This is a genomic window from Amycolatopsis azurea DSM 43854 (assembly GCF_001995215.1).
In the GTDB taxonomy this organism is placed as follows: Bacteria; Actinomycetota; Actinomycetes; order Mycobacteriales; family Pseudonocardiaceae; genus Amycolatopsis; species Amycolatopsis azurea.
Map to the genome: position 1 here is coordinate 524105 of NZ_MUXN01000002.1, position 19192 is coordinate 543296.

The window sequence follows — 19192 nt, forward strand, 5'->3', positions numbered from 1 at the left end:
TTCGTCAGAGTTGGCCTCAGGGCTACTGAGGTCAAAGCGCCAGGTGCGCGCGCCTCGAGTACGTATCGGATGGCGTCGTTGACTGCGGACCGCGGCAGGTCCGTGATCGGTCGCATCTTTAGCCACGCATGCACAGCGTGAAGGTCAGCGTCGTCTTCTGGAGCGGCGATGACACAATGTCGCCGACAAGGTCTTTTAGGTAAAGTTACATCCTTGTCATCCGTGCCAGGACAAACTTGAACGATAATGGAGCTCGTCCGCACCTGATTTGATCACCAACGAACAAACTACCAGCTGGAGCGTCGACGAAAATGCTGCGCTACCCTGAAGATTTTCCGCCGGGTCCAAATTATTCGATCTCGCCTACGCTGCTGGAAATACAGTGCAGCGATTTTCCTATCGTGAAAGTAAAGACCCCTAGCGGGCAGACTATGTGGCTCGTCACAAAACACAACGATGTGAAACAGGCGTTCATGGACACCCGCCTCTCAAGATCTTTAGCCTACCCTGGCGCGCCGCGCCTTCGAGGCGACGACGTTACATCTATAGGTGGTTGCATACTCAATCTTGAAGGCGACCAGCACTCTCGAGTTCGGAGCGCTATTTTCCCACTTTTTACAAAGAAAGCAATCATACATTGGAGTGATCAACTACAGGAATGGTCCCGAGACACACTGCGTTATGCGTTGAAAGCAACAGATACCATCGACCTAGTTTCCGAGTATGCCCAGCCTATCGTCGCAAAACTATGTTCACAAACCCTTGGCATCAATGCCCGTGAACTCGCAGAGATTCGAAAACTGTTATCTGCGCAAGCAAGTCTCGTCGAAGACCCGCAATGCATCTTCCGGGCAACTCGTGAGATCTTAAGCATCGCAGAGCAACTCCTGAACCAAGAAGCCCCGTATCACGGCCCACTTTCTCCGATCAGGAACGCATGGAAAAGCGATCGTAAAATCTCCCACACTGAGGCGACAGGAACCGTGTCCATGTTGCTTTTTAATCTAGTCGAACCCCTCGAAGCTCCGATAATTCTCGGCATACTTCAATGCATCAAAAACCGGTCAAAAATAATGCCCATAACCGAAGGTTCAATTAAAGCACAAGATCACACCCATGCCTGGTCCCGGATTACCGAAGAGGTCCTCCGCTACCATAATAACGGACCGACAAACTTACCCAGGATTGCAACAAGCCAGGTCCAGCTATCTAGACAGAAGATCGAAGTTGGTGATCCTGTACTTACATCAAGTCTCGCTGCAGCTTGGGATTCCCGTGCCTACCATCGTCCAAGCTCTTTCGATCCCAAGCGAAGACGCCGTGACTCAATTTGGTTTGGCATAGGTCGACATCGCTGCCTTGGTGCCCAATTCGCGCACCGCGCAGTACAGGCGGCAATCTCAAGCTTCTTTTGTGCACTCGCCGAACGATCGATTGAGACACTTGATACACTTCCCCAAAGCGTCACCCGCATTAAGCGGGAGAGTGAAACCAATAAAGTTGGATTCCTGTTTCACCCTAAATCGGTAATGGTGCGAATAACCTAAAAGACACTCAATCGATAAGACCGCGACGCTTCATCTCTGGCATCACCTTCCGCGCCATAATAGAAGCCACGCGCAGGCCACTCGCGGGAAACTCCGTGTTTATCCATATATACTCCTTGATCTCACTAGAAGGACGAGGAGTTCCCTTTATTTCAACATGATACGCATGAATCACCAATGGAACTCCTTCAAATACTGCAATGTCACGATAGGTTCCTACAAACTCACACTCTCCCACATCAACCTTTAGCTCTTCATTTAATTCGCGAACAAGACATTCGTACTGAGTCTCGCCCTCCTCCATTCTTCCACCGGGCATGATGCATTCGCTTTGTTTTTCATTCTTCTTTCTGACAACCATAACCTTTCGATTGCTAATAATAACAGCGCCTACTTTTTGCATCGCCTTAAGCGAAGCATCGTACCTTTGATCCTCGGGTCGCATCATCTTCCCTTCAATACTTTTAGTTAAAATAATTCCAATAAGCCCTTAATTCAGTGTGATTTATCCGTTCCCAACTCCCATGGAAAGACGATCCACCCGTCAAGCGAGCAACCTGCAACGAGATCGAATTCTATCTCCAATTCAAAGTCAGGTCGAACTACGCATACGGCAGCATTTACCATGCTACATCCTTGTGCACGAACGACATCAACAACTGCCATAAGCGTCTCACCGGTTGTAGTGATATCGTCTACAACCAAGACACTTTTCCCTGTAAGATCACCTGGCTGTCCAGCATCAGGCACTACTACCCTTGATAATCGATCTGCGTCGATTGAATCACCCCTCGTCACTTGTGCCTGCAGTATCCTGACGTCACGAACGCCAAGTCGATGAGATAGGAGAGCGGCTGGCACCATCCCTCCACGGGCAATTGCAATCAGTACCTCGGGAGCCTCATTAGCCACAAGTGCTGCAACAAGATTATCTACACATCGCTCGATATCGCTCCAGCTTAGAATTCTTCGCATCGTTCCCTAACGTTAGAAAGAATCTCAGACTACAGCACGATCACTACATCGGAGATGGGCTGTAATTTCTCATTGGCATCCAGCGCTGAAGCCGCATCCCATCGAAATAGTCCTCTCCGGCGAAGAACTGTCGTAGCGATCCATTCGGTGGCAGACACTTTGCGGAATGGCGACGGTCCAGAATAAAGTTCTCCAGCATCGTCATATAAAGATAACGTCATCGGGGTCGATAATTCACGTGAAGCGAACGTCCCCCGCACGGTCAATTTGTCACCGACAGCGATGGCATCTTCGTCGGACTCAACAGCTATCCCCAAAGGAGTCGCCATCGGAGGCCTTGGGCGTGCCGAAAGTATACCGAGAACCTGCCTGACAATATTTTTAGTGGACTGCAAGGAAGCATGCCGTCCAGATGCGAAAAAGCAGGCCGCATCATCTTCCCACTCTGGAGGAAATGCTGAGATACGCGCAACTGTGCCGTCACCAGATTGACTATACGGACTATCCGCGGGTGGCAACGAATCAGCTTCTGACATCGAGAATACAACAGGCGTCCGTTGGCTATTTCCTAAGATGACATGATATACGGGGCCCGAAGCAGAACTGCGGCGGGACACCGCTTGTCGCATTTCCAAGTGAAAGTCTGCACCATGATGCGCTGCTTCATACACTTCTTCGAATCCAGCATCGGTGAGCGGAACCAATGTTTTTCGAATCCCCAGATTCACACAGGGGTAGACTGGAAGAAGTTCGGCAGCAGACGGAAAGGACCGCACTAACTGACTTAAGTCAGGACCGATGCGCCCTACACGTCGAGGAAACCATGAATTTAATGCTTTAACTGAACCAAGAAATGGCGTACCAATACAAATGATCCGCTGTGTAACACCGAGTGAATCTAGGCAATGAGCAAAATATCGAGCCACTAGTCCACCCATTGAATGGCAAACAAAGGATACCTGGCATCGTGAATCCAAACGTCGAGCATCGATTAGGATTGGAGTGAGCCATTCCTTTAGGCGTTGTGCAGAAGCCCGATTTGACTGGCGCCAATCATAAGGGAACGAATAAACCGCCCCAGGAAACTCGTTCTCCAAAGCGGCAATCAAATCACTATAGCCAGTTGAACCGAAAAAACCGGGAATTAGCCCCAAGCTTGGCAGCAATGCCTCGGCTTCAATACCGTCGTCATAGCCTTCAGTGCCGCGCGAGAACGCTGCTGGCGCCAACTGCAAGTCTGTAACTAAGCGGTGCCCAAGCTGGGCAGCCTCCTTTGCTAGCCGCCCATATCCCCACATCTGCTTACCGCCACGCTTTAGAACGCTGCCTAGGATACCTGGAATGACCACGATAATGCGGCGCATTCGTGGTACTCTGCACATAGCGAGGGAAAAAGTCAATAGCACTACCGAGTGGTTGAGAATTCACGAACTGGCGGGAGTTGCGGTGACCAGGAGGCAGAGTGGTGCGATCTTGGCGATCGGCATCGATTATACGGCCACCTCTCATGGCTCGTTACCTGATACACCACAGGATGCTGAACGAATCAGCTCACTCTTTAGAACTCTTGGGTTTGCCTCGGCAGACGAAGGTGTTCCATTAGCGCATGCGAACGCCGTCGAAATTATCGCGGCCGTCGCAGAGTGGGCGCGAGAGGCTGCGACGTCAACGGACTCTTTGATTCTATATGTCGGCGGTCATGGCAGAATGCACCTCGGACGGCATTTTATATTGACGCGCTCGAGTCCTGCTCAGGCACCATATTCGTCGATCAATGCCATTAGCGCACTTGACCTTATTGAGTGCATCATTAACAGCGGAGCTTCTCAGGCTCTTATACTGCTGGACACGTGCAGGGCCGGCTATGCGGCATCAGAGATGAACGTGACCTTACATCGAAGCGCAGCTAGTACTGCGCGGCCACCGACACGAGTTGCAGTCCTCGCGTCCACACTTCATCATGAACAATCGTACGCTGGCCTCTTTGTCGGAGCGTTAGTATCCAGCATAGATGACGGCTCTGTGACGCAACGTCATTGGCGCGATATGGATCCATACATCACACCTGGCGAATTATGTGAAGAGATTCGCGATCGCCTGGGCGATCATCAATTTTCGATGACCGCAGGCAATGAATCATTGCGCATAGTTCCAAACCCTCGCTTCAGGTCGCCTGCTCCAGACCGTCCAGTTGAGCTAAGCCATGTCTTAGCCGCATTGCCACCAGACGATCGGGAGCACTTCTTGCTCCACGCTTCCGGTTCGGACATCATCGATCTAGGCTGGCATTTCTCCGGCCGCCGCGGGACGACTCGTCGGATCCTCGAGTGGCTCAAAGAAACCAGGCAAGGAGTCTTGATTCTCACCGGATCACCAGGCACCGGAAAGTCCGCAATATTAGGACGGCTCGCAGTTTTGGCAGATCGCAGGGCGAATGGAGCATGCGTATCGCTTGGACTGAAATCCAGTGATGCAGATTTGATACCTGAGCTTGGGACCTTTGATGCGGTTGTCCATCTAAAGAACAGGTCACTTAATGACGTGGCGAGCCTTCTTTCTGCTGAGTTCGGATTTGCCGATATTTCGACTGTTGTCACGTGCGAAAACCTCTTGGATAACCTTCGAAATAATCTCAAGGATCGAACAGTACTGTTAGACGCGTTGGATGAAGCGGCGCCCGGAAACATCCAACTGATCGCGGTGGATCTCGTTCGACAACTCGCACAAATACCAGGGTTTAAAATCGTCATAGGTTCACGGCGCCAAATTCCGGTTCGCGACCTTGCCAGCACTGACTCGTTGGGGCCGCTGGCGGAAATGCTACTCGACGAAAATGTGCGACCATCAGTGATTGACCTTGATCAAGATCCGGAGAGCGAAGGCAGCATCGCGAGCTACGTGTATAAGCGTCTTTCGGGGATCTGGTCGGACGCCGACGCTGTGCAGACCGCAGCAAGTAAAGTCGCTTCGCTGTGCCAAGGTGTCTTTCTCTTAGCTCGCTTCGCAGTTCGCGCGCTCCAACTGCAGGAGTCAGCTCAGGTATTTCGTCAAGACTGGCATGAGCAAATCATTAGCGATATTACCAAAGGTGGTTTCGAGCGCGTTATAAGGGCCGACATTGAACGTCAAGCGGATCCGGAAGCTGCACAAGATCTACTTGGCGCCCTGGCATTCTCCCGAGGCAAGGGGCTGCCTCGTCGAGAGGTGTGGGCAACAGTTGCGACTACCCTCTCTCTCGGCAAGCGAATCTACACCGATGATGACGTCTCGGCAATAATCAGTGATGCTGCATGGTATCTCGTAGAGGCAGTGGAAGAAGGGCAGACCGTGTTTCGCCTTTACCACCAGGCGATCGCTGAGGTTCTGGCCGGTATGTTAACACCGCTTGACGTGATAGTCGCTCACCAGCGAATATGCGCCACATTCGTCCAATGCAGCCGGTCAAATGGTTGGTCATCCGCTAATCCATATATAACTCGATATTTGGCGAGCCACGCGGCCACTGGCGAGTGTCTCGGCGAAATCGTTGATGATGTAGACTTTCTTTCCCATGCTGACCTGGATGTCCTAACCGAAGCACTTGGTACGGGTATCACCGCCAATACCCCAGATCTGGTTCGCACGTACCTGCAGTCTGGAGAGTCACTTCGCGGGCAGTCTCCATCGGCAAGAAAAGCGGTCTTGGCGCTTCATGCACTTATGACGAACCGACCGGTAACGATCGAGAAAAGTATTGGTGCTCCGTGGTGGCCAAGGTGGGCCCGACTTCGCAGAGTCTTCTATACACGAGCTCTGTTTGGGCACATCTCATCGATCTACACATTGACGTTCGTCGGTCCGCCCGATGAAATATTTTTGCTTTCAGGTTCCGGTGACGGTATCGCTCACATTTGGTCTCTGCATTCTGGACGAAGCATAGGTCAACTAGCTCGCCACGATAATTGGATCCGGTCAGCTACTTGGCTGGATACTTCGTATGGTCGAACATTACTCACTTCCGATGGCAACCTAATGAATGTCTGGGACTTAAGAACGTTGACGCTTCTGCATCAGTTTGACGCTCAAGTCGGGGAGATTCTTAGCATTTCTCCCGTTCCTGGCCAGCGTGATATAGCAGCGGTATCCGGCGATCAAGGCACAGTCTGTATTTGGAACATAGTTGGCGCGCGAATTGAAGTAAAACTGGAGCAACATTCGGATTGGGTAAGAACACTTGCCGCAATAGCGGTGGATCATGGGGGAATCCTTGCGGCGGGTGGTGATGACAATTTCATCACCCTGTGGGACACTAATTCTTGGTCGGTTTTGAGCACTCTTCATGACTGCTCAGAAAGTACTTACGGCATGGCTTTTATCACTCTTGAAGATAAAATGCTCCTTGCAGCCGGCGGTAGCAGCAACGAGATTTTCGTCTGGGACTTGGCGAACAGTAGAATCGTAATGACTTTGCAGGGCCACACCGATTGGATCACGGGCCTATCGGCAAGTAATTCGGTGAAGAGACCAATTATTGCGTCGGCGAGCACCGATGGCACGTTACGAATATGGAGCGTAAGTGACGGTGCTTGCGCACAGCTGCTTGAAGGCCACTCCGATGTCATTTGGTCGGTCGATGCCAGGACTGGTGACGACGGAGGTTTATTGATTGCCAGTGGCGGCCACGACCGCACTGTCCGTCTTTGGGCACCTGACAGTCAGAAGGTTCTCGCAGGTCAAACTAAAGCCGCAGCAACTCACTGCGTGGCCCTAGCAGGTTCAAAAGAAGGCGATGTCGTGATCTCGGCAGACGATGACGGCCGAATCTTTATCCGGGATCGCCTATCTGGGCAACTCGTTACCGATTGGAAGGCACATCACTCGGCGATAAATTGTATTTCCGCAGTCGATGTCGGCTTTTCTCACTTTCTCGCTTCCGTTGGAAGTGAAGGGCATGTCTGCATCTGGTCTACTGAGGGTCAATTGATTATTGACTTTGAAGGCCCCGATAGAACGCTACGCGCTGTAACGTTTATAATGATTGAGGGAGAGTTGTTCGTCGCCGTAGGCGGCGACGATCGGATGATTACGGTTTGGAGTGTCAGCACTGGGAAAAGGTTGCATTCTTTAGGCGGACATGATGGTACAATCCTTAGCCTTGATTCATTTGTCGTGAATGGCTGCTCGTTTCTGGCGTCGTCAGCATCAGATGCAACTGTTCGTATATGGGATTGGCAGCGAGGTACCTGCACTTCGATCATGGGCGGCCACCAGGAATGGGTGCATGCCGTCGTAGCTGGCACGTTAGATGACGATGTAGTGATTGCTTCGGCAGGCGATGACGGAATCATCCGGCTATGGCATCCAAATGGAGCACCGGCGATCACCTCAACGGTTTCTAATAATTCTATTAGAAACCTCGCCATGGGCAAAGTTGGCGGTCTTGACGTGCTTTTGGCCGCTTCTGCGCAAGGTGACGTTTTGATTTGGCGCCCCGACAGAGGCGTATTCGGAAAGATTCCTGCTAACAGCGTATTGGATGTTGCTTCCACAGAAAACGAAGTTGCTATTGCTACCAGGCAAGGCGTATTCGTGATTGATTTGAAAGACTCAATCTTACGGCCAAGATAGCTCTCATCGATACAATAGGACGCCGAAATGTACTTCATCGAAAAGTGGCCAGACAGTCTGGATGTCAAATTTTTGATTTTGCCCCGAAGCCTTTAAGTATTAATTAGGCAGCTACTGAAGGCATCAGGATGTGTCATAGCAACTTGTGTCAGCTGGAGGTTGTACCGTGCCAAACACTGAAGCATGGCAACGACCAGCATCGTCAGCACGTACGCGGTTAGGTGATAGGGCGTCTTTGGCGAAGGTTTTGGTTGGCGGCTGGGATGCTGCTGGTCGTGTCGCGGTTCAGTTGCTGTCAGACGTCGTAGTGGGCGTTGATCGAGGATCTGCTCCCGGTCCGTACTGGTAAACGAGGCAGGCCGTTCTCCGATGCCCGGGCGATGGTCGAAGGAGTCATTTACCCCTAACGGTGCGGGATCGCCTGGCGGGATGTGCTGGACGTATTCGGTCCGTGGCAGACGATCTGGACCTGGCATCGCCGGATGGCCGACGAAGAGACCTGGGACGCCGTGCTGCAACGCTTGCTGACCATCGCGGACGCGGCCGGTCTGGTGGACTAGGCGTCGTCGGTGGATTCGACGATCGTGCGGGCACGTAAGCACGCCACCAGGATCACCTGCCCTACAAGGGCTAGGTCGAATTACACGGATCTGCTGACTGAGCCGCGTGATCACGCGATAGGCCGCCTCGTGGCGGCTGGAGCACCAAAGTCCACCACCTCGTCGACGGCAACGGCCGACCACTGATGGCCCTGGTCGGCGACGCACCAATGTTCCCGCACCTGATGCGACACCTGCGGATCCGTCGGACCGCGCGTGGCCGGGTCCGAAGCCGGTCAGGCCGGCATCTGCGAGACCGGGGCATCACCGCGGTGATCCCCGAACCTGCGATCAGTCCGGGCACCTCAAACTACGAGGTTCACGCGGTGGTCGCCCACTCACGTTCGAACCGGTGGACTACCGCTGCTGCAACGTTGTCGAGCGCCGGTTCAATCTGCTCAAGCAATGGCGTGGCCTGGCCACCCGCTACGACAAGCTCGCCATCGTCTACCAATCCGCGATAGTCCTCCACGCAGTGATCACCTGGACTAGAACTGGTCCGGCGAACCAGGGGGAAGCTCACTCATGACGGACACGACTTACCCACCTGCCACTGCAACACAGCGACCTCATGGCGCAGCACCAGGGCCTCGACGTCATCTGCCGTAGGCAGAGGCTCAATAACAGCAGGGTTAACGTGCCTGAGCCAACTACCGGTACACCGCGACCTAATCAGAAGTTGGTATGATCTTCCCTGACGAGGAGGTGCCTGATTACCGGCTGCTTTCGAATATGACTGAATGTCACACGAGGTCGAGCCGTGTGGATAGTGAGCAACTCGCTCGGACACAGTATTACCCCACGGATCGCGGAACGCGATCTTGAAGCTGGGGCGATCGCAGCCTAGCTCGAATCGATCTTCTCTAGTCGCCACCCGGCGCTATCGCAGACAATGAACTGCCGCGAGTCGCGCAACGCTACGGTGATACGGCTGCTTCGTGTCCGAGCTGACTCCAGCGGGACGTGGCCGTCACCGTCTTGAATGCCGAGCCGGACGTGGATCTCGTCGACGAGATGGTCTTCGCGGATGTAGAGCGTCTTCGGCCGCGGTTGGCCCGCGCGTTGGCTGCTGGTGTGGCCATGGCGGCAGCGGTACGTCGGTCGCCCGTGGTTCCAGTGCGAGTCCAGTCGCCGGTTGCAAACGCCGCAGTGGATGAGCCCGGCGAGGGCGAATCGGCGAGTCTGGCCGTCGTCGGCGGGGCGCGCTGCTCGGACTTGCTGCGCGGCGACGAAGTCCTGCTCCGTGATCAGCGCCGGATGGGCAGCCTTCGACGACAGCGCGGGCGTTGAGGCTGGGCCGTCGGTGCCGGTGGCGCGACGGTTCCAGGTCTGCCGTCCGGTGTAGCGCTGATTCGCCAGGATGACGGCGACGGTGCGTAGGGTCCAGGTACTGCGGGTTCGATGCCGGTTGCGGTGTGGATCGGCGCTGGACGGACAGGGGATACCGCGCTCGTTGAGGTGCCGGGCGATGCTGGCGACGCTGTGCCCGGCGAGACGCTGGCGGAACATCCAGGCGACGTGGGTGCGGTTCGAGAATCGGGGGCGAGGCGCTGGAGGCGTCGGCCCCAGCGGGCGTCGGCCGGGTTGGGGTGCGGGCCGGCGTCGACAAGTTGGTAGCCGTAGGGTGGTCGGCCGCCGAGGTGGCGTCCTTGCTGGGTTGCCTGGTTATGCATCGCTGCCAGTACCCGGTGGCGGGCGCGGAGCACTTCGCGCTGCGACTGGGTCGCGAGAAGCGACAATAGCGCCCGATGATCGCTGTTAGCGAGGTCGACTGGACCTCCTGTCTCGGGCAGCCACAGCTGGATGCCGTGCCGTGTGCACCAGGCGTAGAGGGTGACGAATTGGGTGCCGGTAAAGGCCCGCTCGTACTCGCCGACCACGATCGCATCGATCACGGATTCTGGGATCGAGGCCGCAGTCATGAGCTGGGCGGCCTGAGGGCGTTGTCGCCACGGGATGCGGCGTGAGGCGCCGGCGTCGAAGTAAGTCACGACGACCTGGCCGTGGCCCGCGACCAACTCATCGGCCATGTCCCGTTGCCAGCCCTGTGACGACACGCGGTCTTGATGGCGGGTGGTCGACGTGCGGCCGTAGAAGGCGAACCGCAAGCCACTGCCGTGGTCGCGGCGGGTAGGGGTGGTGGTTGTTGGCTTCTTGCCGTTCATCCACTGCGCCAGCAGATCGGCCGTGCCAGCAGGTGGTGCGACCTGAGGTAAGGGCGGGTGCGGTAGGATCACGCTGGACGGATGTCTCCGCCGTGGGGTCATGACGGCGCGCTCTGAGTGGTTCATCCGATCAGCGCAGTCGCGATGCGTCATTGAGGAATGTATAACGCCCTATGCGGCGACGATCGAGCGTAGCCCTCGCTGTGTGCCGGGTCCGCATGGCGCTCGACTAGCGAAACGTTATCGATTTCCTCTGAGGCGTTGTAACAGCGGGTGGCTGACCGCCGACCCATCAACCGTACCTAGCGGTGATCGTCGATCTTGCTGGGCGGAGCCGGATTTACTGGGCCGTCCCAGTGACTTGGTGTTGACGTTGCACCTCTCGTTCGGCAAACGTGAAAAGGAGCCACGATCCTGTGGTTGAGACGACGTCGTCGGAGGTTCCCATAGCCGTAGGAGCGAGCCAGGCCGGGGAAGTCGCTGAGATTCTTGCTCGTATCGGTCCGGTCGACGGAAGCGCGCTGTTGAGCGAAGCTCAGCGTCGTTGGCCGTCACTGACACTGCGACGTCTGCGTACGATCGTCATGTCGGCGATCCAGGCCGGCTTGGTGCTGGCTGACGGTGAAATACTCTCTGCTGTTGCAGAAGCGGCGCAACCTGACGACGGACGGCGCGATCTCTTGCGGGCTGTCATCGTGGACTTCGAATCCGTGGTTCGTCCCAGCTCGGAGAAACCGGACGGCGATCGCCAGGTGTATCAGATTGGTGCCGCTCGCTTGTCCAGCGACTCGAATTGGGTTGGCAAGGGGGAGCGGTTCACGGCCTGGGTAAGGCTGTCGGACGAATACTGGGAAGCGGAGATCAGATCGGAGCGCGTTCGCGCGTCATACGAAAGCCATGCAGTTAGTCCGGTGGAAGCGTTCGAAGCGCTGTGGCAATTCTGCGCCGACGCCGACACCCTGGTTGCCTACAACGGCATACAGGCCGACTTCCCTCTGCTCGACGAAGCAAGCGGCAACGCGGGCATCCAGGGTTTCGGCGGCCACCGCCGGGTCGATGCGCTCTACCTCGCTCACGCTATCTGGCCGACGGCTTCCTCCCACCGACTGGCCGAGCTGGCCACTGAGGTCGGGGTCGACCGCACGGGGCTGCGCTGGCATGACGCCGAGGCAGACGCAACACTGACGGCCCGCGTGGTCCAGCTCGCGGCGTCGACCGTGGCTGCGTGGCCTGAAGCAGAGCGTGTCCTGGCGTTGAGCGCGGGCACCGGTAGCGCGGCCTGGGACCTGCTGGCTTCATTGCTTCCGTCCGATTTGGCCACCCACGAGCACGACGATGCGGAGGTTGAGCAGGTACTGTCCGACCTCATCCCGGCGCCGTCACCGAGCCGCCGGAACACCCCGCTGGTCGTGCCGGACGAGCTGCGCGACGACTCGGGGCGGGTCGATCCGCACCGCCTTGCCCAGGCGGCAGCCTCGGGGCGAGTGGAGCGTCGACCGGCGCAGCAGGAGATGTCCGCCCAGCTGGCCGCTCAGGTGACCGCCGGCCGGGATGCTCTGTGTGAAGCACCCACCGGGACCGGCAAGAGCCTCGCCGTCCTCGCCACCGGTCTCGACTGGCTCGCCGGTGCGCTGGGCCGGCAGGTCGTCCTCTCGACCCACACCAAGCAGCTGCAGTCCCAGCTCGCCGGGGACATCGCCAAGCTGGCCGCGGTGGTGCCCGGTCTGGCGGACGTCGCCGCGCTGGTCAAGGGCAAGCGGAACCGGCTGTCCCTGCGGGCGATGGTCACCGCGCTGGCCGACGCCACCGGCGCGGTGGCGAGCTCCCGGCCCGAGCAGCGCACCCGGTTCGCCACCGACCCGAGTTACCGGGAGCTGCTGATCTACTTGGTCCGGCGCTTGGGCGAGGCGAAGACGCTCGACGACCGCTGGTCCTCCCGGAGTGTGGACCCGGCCGATCTCCCGGCCTTCATTTCCGAGTACTTCGAATCGGGTGCCCGGGTCCCGCTGACGCTCTGGCTCATCGGCCTCAGCCAGGAGAACGGCGACTACCGGCGCAGCTCGTCGTCGCTCCTCGCCCGGCTCTCGGAGACGGCGGCTGAGGCGTTCGCCGCGAGTCAGCTCATCGTTGCCAACCACGCGCTGCTCCTGAGCCAGCCGGACGTGGGTTCGGACTCGACGTTGCTCGTCATTGACGAGGCCCACTCACTTGAGCAGGCTGCCACCGCCGCGGCGAGCGCCGAGGTCGACTACCGCGCCGTGGAGAACCTCACCGGTGAGCTGCGCCGCTGGTGCACGCGCGGGCGTGACGTCCCCGACCGGCTGGCGGAAGCCGTCGCCGACCTGGAGTCCCTGCTGGACACCGAAGCGTTGCCGCGGGCGGCTCAGGCTGTCTTCGACCGGTCCGGTGGCACAGTGGGCAGCCGCGTCGTCACCTTGGCCAGCCCGTTCGGTGGAGTCGGCGGCGAGGCGCCGTCCCGGCAGCTGCTCGGCCGGCTCGACCGGCTGGCTCGATCGGCGAATGCCGTTTCCGGGGCTTTGGCCGCGTACCTGGGTGCTCGCGCTCGGACCGATGTCTGGTGGGAGTACGAGCGCACAGCCTCACTTGCCGCGCGAGCGGAGGTGCTTGCGGATGCGGCGAGCCGGGTCACCGGAGACGCGCGGCTGATCTTGGACGGAACGCCGGACGATCCGCCGCCCGAGGACGGCAACCGCGTCGTCTACGCCACCGAGCTGGAGAGCGAGGGGATCAGCGTTTCGGCTCGCCGATATGCGTTCGCGGTCGTGTCCGCCCCGATCGAGCTCAGCCGCGAGACGACCTGGGCCGACGTGCGTGAGCGGTTCGGCCGGGTTTTCTACGTCTCCGCCACGCTCCGGGTGGGCGGCAGCTGGACGTATATCCGCTCGAGGCTCGGCCTCGGGGTGGAAGTCGACGCGTTCGCCCTGACCGGCCCGTTCGATCTGGCCGGTCAGGCCCGGCTGGTCTGCCTGGCGGACTTCCCGAGCTGGGGTGAGCAGGCCGACGGCGCGGTACGCACGACAGCACACCAGCTCGCCGGCTATGCGAAGGAGGTCATTCGCCGCGAGGGCGACGCGTTCCGCGGCGGCGGACTGGTCTTGACGACCGCGAAGAAGGCTGCGTCCGCCATCGCCGAACGGCTGATCGGTGAACTCTCCGGCCGGGCGCCGGGAACGCCGGTCACGGTGGCGCCGCTGCTGGGCAACACACGTGCCGCTCGCTCGTTCGCCGAGACAGGCGGCTTCTGTGTCGCGACGCGGGGAATGTGGCAGGGCGTCGATTTCGCAGCCGACCGGGTTTCCCTTGTGTGGATCAACAAGCTGCCGTTCGCGCCCTTCGCCGACCCGCTCGTCGCCGCCCGTCGCGCGGCAGCGGCGCGCCGAGCCGCCGACGCCGGCGATCCCGATCCGGAACGTTCCGCGAACGAGAACTACTACTTGCCGCTGGCCGCGATGGATCTCCGGCAAGCCGTCGGCAGGCTGGTTCGCTCGACCGAGCACCGGGGCATCGTAGTGATCAGCGACCGCCGGCTGGCCGGCCGGACCGCGCAACGGCGGAGCTATCGCCGGGTGTTCCTCGAGTCGCTCGATCCGGGGCTGCAGGTCCCCGATGAAGTGACCGGAGAGCCCGCGGGAGGCAACGTGCTGACCATGGCCGAAGGCTGGCGGACGATCTGGCAGTTCCTCGGCGAGAACGGGCTCATCGAGCGGCACCGAGCCGCCGAACTGTGCGAGTCGGACGCCCTGCGGACCCACACCTTGCTGCCGGCCACTCGCGAGATCCTCGACGCGGTGATCAACCCAGTCGAGGAAGCGGCCGCGCGGGCCGCCGGGAAGCTGGGCGACCTGCTGGTGGAGCGGTGCGGCCGGATCGCGGGCCTGCTCCGCTTCTCGGAAGAACCGTTTCGGCTTCGTGCACAACAGGAATCGGTGATCCGTGCGGTCGCCGAGGACGCCGACGTGCTGGCTCTGCTGCCGACCGGTTTCGGCAAGTCGTACGCTTTCCAGCTGCCCGCGCTGGCGCTTTCCGGGGTGACCGTCGTCGTTTCGCCACTGGTCGCCTTGATGGCGGACCAGGCCCTCGAGCTGAACGCCACCGTCGGCGGGGCCGTGCGCGCGCTGGTCGGGCCGATGCCCGAGTCGAACAGCCGACGCGGGAAGACCGAGGTCGCCGAACAGCTGACCGGGGTCGCGGACCACGGCATCCGGCTCGTTTACGTCTCGCCGGAACGGCTGGCGAACCGCCGGTTCCAGGAGCTGCTGCGCGAAGCGGCGGAGAAGGGCATCCTCCGCCGGATCGCGGTGGACGAGGCGCACACGTTCGTGCAGTGGGGCGACGACTTCCGGCCGAGCTTCCGCCGTGCCGAGCGGCTCATCACCGAGCTCAGGAACGACGACCGGGTGCGGGTGACCGCGGTGACGGCCACCGCGAACCGGTCGGTCCGCGCTGGCCTGCGAGCGGGACTCTTCGGTGTGGCCGAGGAGCCTGTTGAGGGTGATTCACTCGTCATGGTGACCGCCAGTCCGCTACGTCCCGAGCTGGCGTTGTACCGGCGGGTGATCCACAACGCCGGACCCGCCACGGTCGCCGGGCTCGCCGAGGAGATCGCGACCGCGTGCGACGACCACGCGATCTTCTACTGCCTGACCGTGAAAGAGGTCGAGGCTCTGCACGCCCATCTCCGCCAGTTCCTCGGCGACGCCGGTGTCCGGCAGGTCCGGCGCTTCCACGGCCGGCTGTCCGAAGCGGAGAAGGCGGCGGTGCTGACCGAATTCCGCGAAGCACCGGTCAAGGGCGATCCCGGTTTCGTTCCGCTGATCATCGTGGCGACCAGCGCGTTCGGACTCGGCGTCAACCGGGGAGACATCCGGTGTGTGTTCGTAGTGTCGCCGCCGCCGGACCTCGCCGCGCTCTACCAGCAGCTCGGCCGAGCCGGACGTGATCAGGCCGGAAAGACCGCCGCCGAGATCAGCTCGCCGTCCTACGGCCTGGCTCTCGGGACCGGTCGCGGCTTCCGCACCCTGCGGTGGATGCTCTCGCAAGGCCTGTCGTCCGCCACCGAGAACCAGATCGGGAAGCTCCTGCTCGAAACCGCATCCAGGAGCGGCGTGCTGGATCCCGACGAGCTCGCGGACAGCTGCCTTCGGGTCGAGGTCGCGGCGGGACGACTGCGGCCCGCCGAAGCGCGGCATGCGTCCACAGTGGACGCCTTCCGGACCGCCGTCATCCGGTCGGTCGCCGTCCTGGCTAAAAACGGCGTGCTCGACGACCGGGGCGACTTTCCGGCGACGGTCCTGCTGGCTCCGGTCGACGAACCCCTCGACCTGGGCGACGACGAGCTGGCGGCGGTTGCCCAGCGGCTGCAGCAGATCGTTTCGGCGAGGTCAGGCCGGTACGAGATGACCGAACTGCACGAGAGACTCGCGCGGGAGGTGCCTCGATACGACCGGACATCCGGTGACGTCGCCGGTACTTGGGCCGTCCTTTCGACGCTCCACGACCGGGGTTGCCTCGACGTCTCCCAAGCCGGCAACTACCGGACGCTGATCTCGGTCCGGCCGTCTCGGACGGTGCCGGGAGAGGTGGTGGGCCACACCGTCGGACACCGCGCCCGGCGTGACCGTGAACTGGCCGAACTTCTTGCCTGGTATAACGAAGACCGCACCTGCGCCAACGCCAGCATCGCCGGGTACTTCGGTATGCCGGAGTACGCCCTGCCCGAGGATACGTGCACGACGCCGGCTTGCCGGTGTTCAACCTGCTGGCAACGCAACGCGGACCGGGCCCCGCAGCCGGACCTGCTTCGCGCGTTCAACACGGCTCGCCCCCGGCCTTCGGTCCGGCGAGACGGCTTGCCGTACCGGACGGTGACGGATCGCAATGTCCGCAGCCTTCTGTGGGACAACTACCGCGGGCTCACCGACGTGATGATCAACCGGGTGCTCCGCGGCGACGAGACCTACCCGGATACGGCCACGGGAAGGCAACGTCCGCTGTGGCCGAGGCTGCTGTACCACCGCCTTCGCGGATGTGATCCGGGCGCCCGGATCGATGACGTGCGCGCCGCGCTCGACCGACTGAACGCCGCGGAGCAGGTCATCCTGACCGGTGACGGACTTTGGCGGCTGCGCAGGTACGCAGAAGCAGACGAACGCCGTGAGCGGACCACGGCCGGGCAAACCGCGGAGGTGGTGACATGACAGCGAGCGCGACCGAGATCTGGCGGCCGTTCCACGACGATCCGCTGTTCACCGCGGAGCTTTTGGTCGAGCCGGACGCGCCGCACGAACGGGTTCTCGCCTATCTGGAACGGGTGGCCCTGGCGCGACGGGCTCCGCTGCACGTCGCGACGGCGTTCAACGCCGTGCATTTCGGTTTCGGCCCGGACGGCTCGGGCTATCGCGGAGAGCTCCTCGATCCGGAGCTGTTCTTCCGCCTCGACGTCGAGACGGAGACGGTTCCCGAGGTGGGCGTGTTCGTCCGCGTCGAACGAGGCGGGCACACCCTATGGGCCGAAGTGGTCGGGCAGTTCGGAGCCCATCACGGCGTTGACGTCGACGGCTGGGTCCCGCCCGAGCTCCCGGGAACATCCGGGTGGAACGATCCGGCGCAGGCCGGCGAAGCCCGCGCCATCCTCGACTTCGAAGCGTTCGGCATCGGCTTGAACCACCGCGACCGGGCGGAGCTCGAACGGCAGCGCCGCCGCGGCACAGTCCTCGACGCGCGAGGCCACGTGCTCGGTACCGCCCCGGTGGCTGCGCAGCCCCCGGGCACCGGCTGGTACGCCGACTGGCTGCTGACGAGCGCGAAACCGCTACTGCTCAGCGGACCGTTGGGCGGCCTGCTGACCGATCCCCACGACGACGGCGCGCTCGCCGACGCGTTGGAAGCGGCTCTGACCACGATCGGCAGCCTCCTGACGCGGTCGGCGATCCTGCGCCGCTGGGGCCCGTACGCCACCCCCGCTGACCGGTTCGCCGAACGCCTCGCCTCGCCCGACGCCCTCGGCGGAGACGACCTGGGGGAAATCGTCAGGATCGTCACCCGGCCGGCAGGCGAACCCCGTTACACCGGCGTCTGGCCGTTGCTCGAGGCGAGGGTCCACCTCGGTGAGACGCCGGACCTGCTCTCCTACGCCGGCGCGGTCGAAGCCGTGGTGCACGCCAATCTCGCGATCGATGGCGAAGCCGCTCGGCTCGGCGGGCTCGACGTGCGGATCGACGATCCGTGGCAGGCGGGCGGTGTGTGGCGCAGCGCGCCGTACCCCGCCCGGGGCGAGGAGTCCATCGAGGACGACGTCCTCCTGGAACACCTCGACAACACCCTCACCGTTTTCACGGTCGCGTTGCGCGCGACGCACATCGACAACGGCGTGCTCCCGCTGCCCACGTCCGCCATGAAGCTCTTCCCCCACCAGAACATGATCATCGACCTGTTCCACGAAGGCGAGCCGCTCGACGACGCGATGCGTGTCCAGGAGGTGGTCCTGAAGGACAACCGCCTGACCGGCATCGCCTGGCCGTTCGGCTTCTACCCAGGGATCAAGGTCACCGTCGCCGCCGCGCGTGGCGCCCGCCGGGTGGCGCTTTCGACGACGCTCCTCGACGCGCCCCTGCCTTACGGCGACGACTATCGCTGGGCGACCGACGAGAAGGTCTTCGCCGCCGCGCTCGGCCTGACCGAGGCAGCCACCCCCACGCCGGCGTCCGGCCGGAGTGTCAAGCCAGGGCGCGGCGTGGACCCGCTGGGCCGATTCATCGTCAACGCACTGCGCAGACACGGCGAGGCAGGGCCGTTCGGCGCCCGGCAGCTCATCGGTCCCCAGCTGATGACGGCGCTGTTCGGGCCGGATCTGGTCAACCCGGTGCTGCTCTGGCAGGTGATCCACACCTGCGAGGATCTGGTGGAGGCGGGCAAGCTGACCTGCGAACCGGTCGCGGACCGGACGGCGCCGGACGTCTTCGTCTGGTGGCCCGACGGCACCGGAGCACCTCGTATCCCCGATCAGGCACGTCGACCGGGAGGGCTGGCCGGCCAGGTCAAGGAGCACTGGGTGCCGCCGGGTATGCGGCAGCTACCGGACGGGTTCCGGGCCAGTGAGCAGGCGAAGGCCAACTACGCGAAGTACATCCGCGGCCTTCACGGACCGCACGCACCCGTCGAATTGCGGCCTGGTTTCACCTTTGTCCGAGGACATCGCCGCGGCGACGACCCCGGGCCCGTCTGGCTCGACGCGACCTCGGACTGAACCGCACCCGAACTTCGAAGAGGAAGGTGGCCG

The 19192-nt window shown here is 60.9% G+C and carries 10 protein-coding genes and 1 pseudogene; 5 read left to right on the forward strand and 6 right to left on the reverse strand.

The features are described from left to right. Nucleotides 1–311 precede the first annotated feature (311 nt). The gene (locus tag B0293_RS04630) at nt 312–1547 is read left to right on the forward strand and encodes a cytochrome P450 (protein ID WP_077241236.1); all 1236 of its coding nucleotides are present in this window, start codon (nt 312–314) and stop codon (nt 1545–1547) included. A gap of 7 nt (nt 1548–1554) precedes the next feature. Here the strand turns inward: B0293_RS04630 and B0293_RS04635 are convergent, their stop codons facing one another. The 3 genes from B0293_RS04635 to B0293_RS04645 are packed head-to-tail and all read right to left on the reverse strand — an operon-like array spanning nt 1555 to nt 3886. Then, the gene (locus B0293_RS04635; RefSeq protein WP_077241237.1) at nt 1555–1995 is read right to left on the reverse strand and encodes an NUDIX hydrolase; all 441 of its coding nucleotides are present in this window, start codon (nt 1993–1995) and stop codon (nt 1555–1557) included. Nucleotides 1996–2042: 47 nt separating this feature from the next. Beyond that, nucleotides 2043–2522 carry a phosphoribosyltransferase gene (locus B0293_RS04640; protein WP_063936668.1) on the reverse strand — a complete coding sequence of 160 codons (480 nt, stop codon included), beginning with the start codon at nt 2520–2522 and terminating at the stop codon, nt 2043–2045. A gap of 29 nt (nt 2523–2551) precedes the next feature. After that, entirely contained in the window at nt 2552–3886 is a 1335-nt protein-coding gene (locus tag B0293_RS04645; protein ID WP_157376439.1) for an esterase/lipase family protein, read from the reverse strand. Between the two features lie 109 nt (nt 3887–3995). Here B0293_RS04645 and B0293_RS42935 point away from each other — a divergent pair, with 109 nt between their 5' ends. Together B0293_RS42935 and B0293_RS44650 are read left to right on the forward strand one after the other, a co-directional pair. After that, entirely contained in the window at nt 3996–8129 is a 4134-nt protein-coding gene (locus B0293_RS42935) for a caspase family protein (protein ID WP_158081882.1), read from the forward strand. Nucleotides 8130–8560: 431 nt separating this feature from the next. Further along, the gene (locus B0293_RS44650; RefSeq protein WP_005166185.1) at nt 8561–8689 is read left to right on the forward strand and encodes a hypothetical protein; all 129 of its coding nucleotides are present in this window, start codon (nt 8561–8563) and stop codon (nt 8687–8689) included. A gap of 358 nt (nt 8690–9047) precedes the next feature. Here B0293_RS44650 and B0293_RS44185 read toward each other — a convergent pair whose 3' ends face one another. The 3 genes and pseudogenes from B0293_RS44185 to B0293_RS44195 all read right to left on the reverse strand — a co-directional run. After that, nucleotides 9048–9200, reverse strand: coding sequence for a hypothetical protein (locus tag B0293_RS44185; RefSeq protein ID WP_245192112.1), 153 nt, complete (start codon nt 9198–9200; stop codon nt 9048–9050). A gap of 371 nt (nt 9201–9571) precedes the next feature. Continuing rightward, nucleotides 9572–10237 (reverse strand): recombinase family protein, encoded by a 666-nt coding sequence (locus B0293_RS44190; protein ID WP_005166183.1) that lies wholly within the window; start codon nt 10235–10237, stop codon nt 9572–9574. 200 nt (nt 10238–10437) lie between these two features. Further along, nucleotides 10438–11046, reverse strand: a pseudogene (locus tag B0293_RS44195) (recombinase family protein); the annotation flags it as partial. A 758-nt stretch (nt 11047–11804) separates the two neighbouring features. Here B0293_RS44195 and B0293_RS04675 point away from each other — a divergent pair. Together B0293_RS04675 and B0293_RS04680 are read left to right on the forward strand one after the other, a co-directional pair. Continuing rightward, a complete protein-coding gene (locus B0293_RS04675; RefSeq protein ID WP_005166181.1) occupies nt 11805–17111 on the forward strand; it encodes a DEAD/DEAH box helicase in 5307 nt (1768 codons plus the stop codon). After that, nucleotides 17108–19159 carry a hypothetical protein gene (locus B0293_RS04680; protein ID WP_005166179.1) on the forward strand — a complete coding sequence of 684 codons (2052 nt, stop codon included), beginning with the start codon at nt 17108–17110 and terminating at the stop codon, nt 19157–19159. Before B0293_RS04675 ends, B0293_RS04680 begins: the two co-directional genes overlap by 4 nt. The last annotated feature ends 33 nt before the right edge of the window (nt 19160–19192 follow it).